The following is a 5,290-nucleotide window of genomic DNA, read 5'->3' on the forward strand; positions in this document are numbered from 1 at the left end:
CATAGAACAGGACGATCCAGACGAGGCCGATCAGGAAGAGCGCCAGCATCACCGGGGCCACCCAGTTACGGCTGGCGCGGACCGTACGACCTCAGCCGCGGGCCCGGCGCTCAGACCAGGCGGCGTATCTCCCCGCGCACCCGGTAGAAGCCGGACTCCGCCGCGTGCAGCGCGTCGACCACATAGCGGGCGCCGGGCTCCCGGATGCCGCGGGGGAACTGCACGTTCCACGAGCGGTCGTAGCCCTCGGACACCACATGGACGCGCATCCGGCCGCCCGCCTGGACGCACTCGACGACCACCCCGCCCGACGGCGCCTGGCTGACCACGGCCACCGCCGCGGCGGACGCGGCCGGGGTGTAGGTCGGCAGCGCGGCGGCGGACTTGACGTCCCGGGCGACCGGGACGGTGCCCTGCTGGGCCGCCGCGACGGCCGTCTCGCTCGCGTCCACGCAGACCAGGGAGCCGTCCGTGGTGACCATGTACAGCTTCTCGTCCCGGAACTGCATCGACAGCGCCGAGCCCCCGCCCGTGCCCAGCTTCCACAGCCGGGTGCCGTCGGCGGCGAAGCAGTACACGGAGGACGAGGAGTCGCCCGCGAACACATGGCGGCCGTCGGCGGAGGTGGCGCAGGAGTACACCGCGGCGTCGCAGCGGTACGTCGCCTCGACCGCGCCGCTCGCCTTGGAGAGCCGCTGGACGACATGGCGGGCGGTCCCCGCGTACACCGCGTGGTCCTCCTGCCAGCCGAAGAGCACTCCGCCGGCGGTGGCCGTGTGCCACAACTCGCCGCCGCCGTCCGGGGCGTAGGCCGTCACCCCGCGCGAGTGGCCGTGGTAGACCGCGCGTTCGTCGGCGCGCACCATCCACGCCTGGTTGCCCGCGGACCGGCGGGCCCACTGGTACTCGTCCTCGTGGTCGATGACGGTCAGCCCGCCGTCGGCGTCCGAGACGGTGAGCACGCCCTCCCGGATGTCCAGCCAGAAGATGTCCACGTCCGCGGCGATGTCGTAGGCGGCGAAGGGGAGCTTGGACGACAGGTCGTACACCTTGCCGTCGTCGCAGCCCGCGTAGATCCAGAAGTCGTCCGCGACCAGGCACTTGACGCCGTCCGGCAGCGAGTACCGGGCCAGCACCTCGCCGCCGTGGCTGAGGGTGTACACGTCGCCCGCCTGGTTGCCCACCCAGCAGCGGTCCTCGTCGATGTGGATGCCGAAGGCGGACGAGCCGGTGCGGAACCGCCACAGGACCGGCGCGGTGGAGCGCGCGGTGGACGGGGCGGAGGCGACCTGGCGGCGGGTCACCGCGCGGGCGGCGCGCTGCCCCTGGACCGCGGGCGCGTACCCCTTGCGGACCTTCTCGCCTATCTTCTTCGCCGCCGCGGCCTGCGCCTTCTGCGCGGTCGGGAACGACGACGTCTGGAGCTGCCCGTCGGCGCCGATGCGCCCGTAGCGCACCGAGACGACCGTCCCCTCCACGGTCACCTCGTAGAACTTGTGCGCACCCCCGCCGTCTTGCGACAGCTCCAGATACGTCGTCGTGCGAGACATGGCAGACCTCTCCCCCAGGACCGAACCGGCAGTCCTGTGCTGCCCGTTCCCACTGCTCCACAGAGTAGGGGGCACCACTGACAACGACCCGGGCGGCGAGGCGTCCGCAGGCCGCCGGGCTCAGCTCCCGGTCGGGCGGGCCGGGGCGAGCCGCACCTGACGGTTCACCACGTTCACACCCGTGACGGTGACCTCGATCCCGTCCCCCACGGCCGGCCGCAGCCCGCCGAGGACGTCATGGTGCAGCAGGCCCTCGACCCCGTCCGCGACGGCGACGAACACCCCGAACGGCACCTCCTTGGTGACCGTGCCGCGCAGGGTCCGCCCGAGGCCGTCGCGGGCGAACTCCCGCATCGGGTCGGGGTGGAGGTCCTTGAGGGACAGGGAGATCCGGTCCCGGCCGTCGCCGTCCTCCGCGATCTCGACGCTCAGCACGGTGAACGCCCGCTCCTCGCCTTCCCGCAGCACGTCGGCCGGGCTGTCCAGGGGACGCCAGGAGACCTCGGGGATGTTCATCATGGCATCGACGCCGCCGAGTTCCACGAAGGTCACCCCGAAGTCGGCGATCTTCACGACCACCCCGGTGACCACGTCGCCGTACCGCAGTCCGCGCAGGTACTCCAGCCGTTCCGCGCCCCTCGGGGTCAGCACCTCCCGTGCGTCGCGGTACGCCGGCTCGCTCAGCAGCGCCCGCCACGAGGTGAACAGCCGGAGCAGGGCGCCGCCGTGTTGGGTGCGGATGCCGGGGTGCGCCTCGGCGAGGTCGGTCTCGTTCGCCGCCGTCAGCTCCGCGAAGTCCCGGCGGCGGGCGGGTGAGGGGAGCAGGTCCGTGCCGGTGAAGCGGTCGCGGAAGACGCCGTCCTCCCGGGCGAGGCCCGCGTACGAGGCGGTGCGGTCGCAGCTCGCGTAGAAGTGGACGATCTCCTCCGCCTCCTCGCCGATCACTTCGGCGAGGGCGGCGCGCTCGCCGAGGGGGAGCAGGCCGGCGGCAAAACCGTCGGTGCCGTACGCGGCGTGGCAGAGGCCCGCCAGCCGCAGGGCGGGCCGGGCGCCCCAGCGGGCCAGCCGCTGCTCGACCCGCTCAAGATGGGCGAGGAGGGTGCCGCCGGGGTGGTCGATCCCGGCGGCACCGAGGCGTCGCAGCAGGCCGGCGGCCTCGGCCAGGGGCGCGGTCGTGTCGGGCGTGTGCATGCGCAGAAAAATACCCCCACCGAATTGACGGGCGGGGGGCGGGATTGCGTATATTGAATGTTTCCCTCTGTCCGGACTCAATGCCCGGCGTTGATGGGGAAGTTATTCACTGGTGGCACCATATCGCGTCAGGAGCTGAATTGTCAAACGAGGAATTGCGGGACGAGCAGCAATTCGTCGCCCGGCTCTACGAGCGTCTCGACGCTCTCCGGGAGCAGGCCGAGCACGCCGTGACCACGGCGATGGGCCAGGTCACCACCGGTCGGCAGGCCCGGATCGAGCGCGATGTCGGGGTCGCCGAGCACAGCGGCCGGCTCGCCGCGCTGCACGCGGTCGAGAACGGTCTCTGTTTCGGCAGGATCGATCACCAGGGCGGTGCCCGGCATCACATCGGCCGAATCGGAATGCGCGCCGATGACGAAAGCCGTACCCCTCTCCTGATCGACTGGCGGGCCCCCGTCGCCCGCCCCTTTTACCTCGCCACCGGATACGAGACGATGGGGCTGAGCCGCCGCCGGCACATCACCACCAGGGACCGGACCGTCACCGCGCTGCACGACGAGATCCTGGACCTCGCCGACACCACCCGCACCGGGCACGAGTCGCACGACGCCGACGAGGTGCTGCTCGCCGCCCTCGGCGCCGCCCGGACCGGGCGGATGGCCGACATCGTGCGCACCATCCAGGCCGAGCAGGACCGGATCATCCGCGCGCCCCGCCACGGCGTCCTGGTCGTCGAGGGCGGCCCCGGGACCGGGAAGACCGCGGTCGCCCTGCACCGGGCCGCCTATCTCCTCTACGCGGACCGGGAACAGCTCGCCCGCCGCGCGGTCCTGATCGTCGGGCCCAACCCGGCCTTCCTCGGCTACATCGGCGAGGTGCTGCCCTCCCTCGGCGAGACCGGGGTGCTCCTCGCCACCCTCGGCGAGCTGTTCCCCGGGGTGCGCGCCCGGGGCGCCGACACCCCGCGCGCCGCCGCCGTCAAGGGCCGCGCCGCGATGGCGGACGTTCTCGCCCGCGCCGTCGCCGACCGCCAGACCCTCCCCGAGACCCTGCCCGCCGGCACGGGCGAGGAGAGCGGTGAACTCCCGGAGCCCGCCCTGGAGATCGACCACGAGGGCTACGGCACCCTCCTGCTGCACCGCGAGATGGCCCACGAGGCGCGCGACCGCGCCCGGGCCACCGGGCTGCCCCACAACCTGGCCCGCCCCCACTTCGCCTTCCGGATCATCGACGCCCTCACCGAACAGCTCACCGACCGCCTGGGCGCCGACCCCTACGGCGGCGGGAACCTCCTCGGGCCCGACGACATCGCCCAGCTCGGCAAGGAGATCGCCACCAGCGGCACCGTGCACGCCGCGATCGACGAACTGTGGCCGCCGCTCACCCCGCAGCGCCTCGTCGCCGATCTGCTCGCCGACCCGGACCCCTATCTGCCGCCCGCCGACGCCGACGCGGTGCGCCGCACCGGAGTCGCTTGGACGCCCGCCGACGTGCCCCTGCTCGACGAGGCGGCCGAACTCCTCGGCCACGACGACAGCGCGGCCCGCGCCGCCGCCGAGGCCGAACGCCAGGACCGGATCGCCTACGCCCAGGGCGTGCTGGAGCTGTCCCACGGCTCGGAGACCTACGAGTTCGAGGACGAGGAGTCCGAGGTCCTCGCCGCACACGACGTCATCGACGCCGAGCGGATGGCCGAACGCCACGAGGAGGCCGACCACCGCTCGGCCGCCGAACGCGCCGCCGCCGACCGGACCTGGGCCTTCGGGCACATCATCGTCGACGAGGCGCAGGAGCTGTCCGCGATGGCCTGGCGGCTGCTGATGCGCCGCTGCCCGACCCGCTCCATGACCCTGGTCGGCGACCCGGCGCAGACCGGGGACGAGGCGGGCTGCGGCTCCTGGGAGGCGATCCTCGGGCCGTACGTGGAGGACCGCTGGGAGCACACCCGGCTGGGCGTCAACTACCGCACGCCCAGCGAGATCATGGACCTGGCCGCCCGGGTGCGGCGGGAGACGGACCCGGACTTCGAGCCGCCGCGTTCGGTCCGCTCGACCGGCAGGGAGCCGTGGGAGCGGACCGTGGGGCCCGGGGAGCTGGCCCGCACGGTCGCCGAGGCGGCGGAGAAGGCGGCCGCGCCCGGTGCGGGGGAGGGGCCGGGGCAGGGGCGGACCGCGGTGATCGCGCCCGCCGCCCTCCACCCGGAGCTGGCCGCCGAGCTGCCGGAGGTGACCGCGGGCGAGGAGCCGGACCTCACCCGGTCCGTGGTGCTGCTCGACCCGAAGGGGGCCAAGGGGCTGGAGTTCGACACCGTGATCGTCGTGGAGCCGGAGCTGATCCGTACCGGGTCCGCGCAGGGTGTGAACGACCTCTATGTGGCGTACACCAGGGCGACGCAGCGGCTCGGTGTGGTGCGCACCCAGGGGTGAGACCGGGACGGGGTGTGTGGCCGGGGCACATGTGCCCCCCGCGCCCCCACACCCCGCCGACTCCCCCCGAGGGCGGCCGCGCACACGACGCAACCCCCCTCACCCGGACTCACATCACCG

The 5,290-nt window shown here is 73.4% G+C and carries 3 protein-coding genes and 2 pseudogenes; 1 reads left to right on the forward strand and 4 read right to left on the reverse strand.

The features are described from left to right. The 4 genes and pseudogenes from ABZ457_RS30325 to ABZ457_RS30340 all read right to left on the reverse strand — a co-directional run. A pseudogene (locus ABZ457_RS30325) lies at window positions 1-73 on the reverse strand (cell division protein CrgA); the annotation flags it as partial. A 37-nt stretch (window positions 74-110) separates the two neighbouring features. After that, window positions 111-1,550 (reverse strand): WGR domain-containing protein, encoded by a 1,440-nt coding sequence (locus tag ABZ457_RS30330; RefSeq protein WP_359164209.1) that lies wholly within the window; start codon window positions 1,548-1,550, stop codon window positions 111-113. A 120-nt stretch (window positions 1,551-1,670) separates the two neighbouring features. Next, window positions 1,671-2,201: a S1 RNA-binding domain-containing protein gene (locus ABZ457_RS30335; protein WP_359164212.1), complete on the reverse strand. Its 531-nt coding sequence runs from the start codon at window positions 2,199-2,201 to the stop codon at window positions 1,671-1,673. Then, window positions 2,196-2,741: pseudogene (locus tag ABZ457_RS30340) on the reverse strand (DUF6817 domain-containing protein); the annotation flags it as partial. The pseudogene ABZ457_RS30340 and the gene ABZ457_RS30335, both read right to left, overlap by 6 nt. 155 nt (window positions 2,742-2,896) lie before the next feature. Here ABZ457_RS30340 and ABZ457_RS30345 point away from each other — a divergent pair. After that, entirely contained in the window at window positions 2,897-5,170 is a 2,274-nt protein-coding gene (locus ABZ457_RS30345; RefSeq protein ID WP_359164215.1) for an ATP-binding domain-containing protein, read from the forward strand. The last annotated feature ends 120 nt before the right edge of the window (window positions 5,171-5,290 follow it).

Origin of the sequence: Streptomyces sp. NPDC005805, assembly GCF_040630445.1 — a bacterium.
GTDB lineage: Bacteria > Actinomycetota > Actinomycetes > Streptomycetales > Streptomycetaceae > Streptomyces.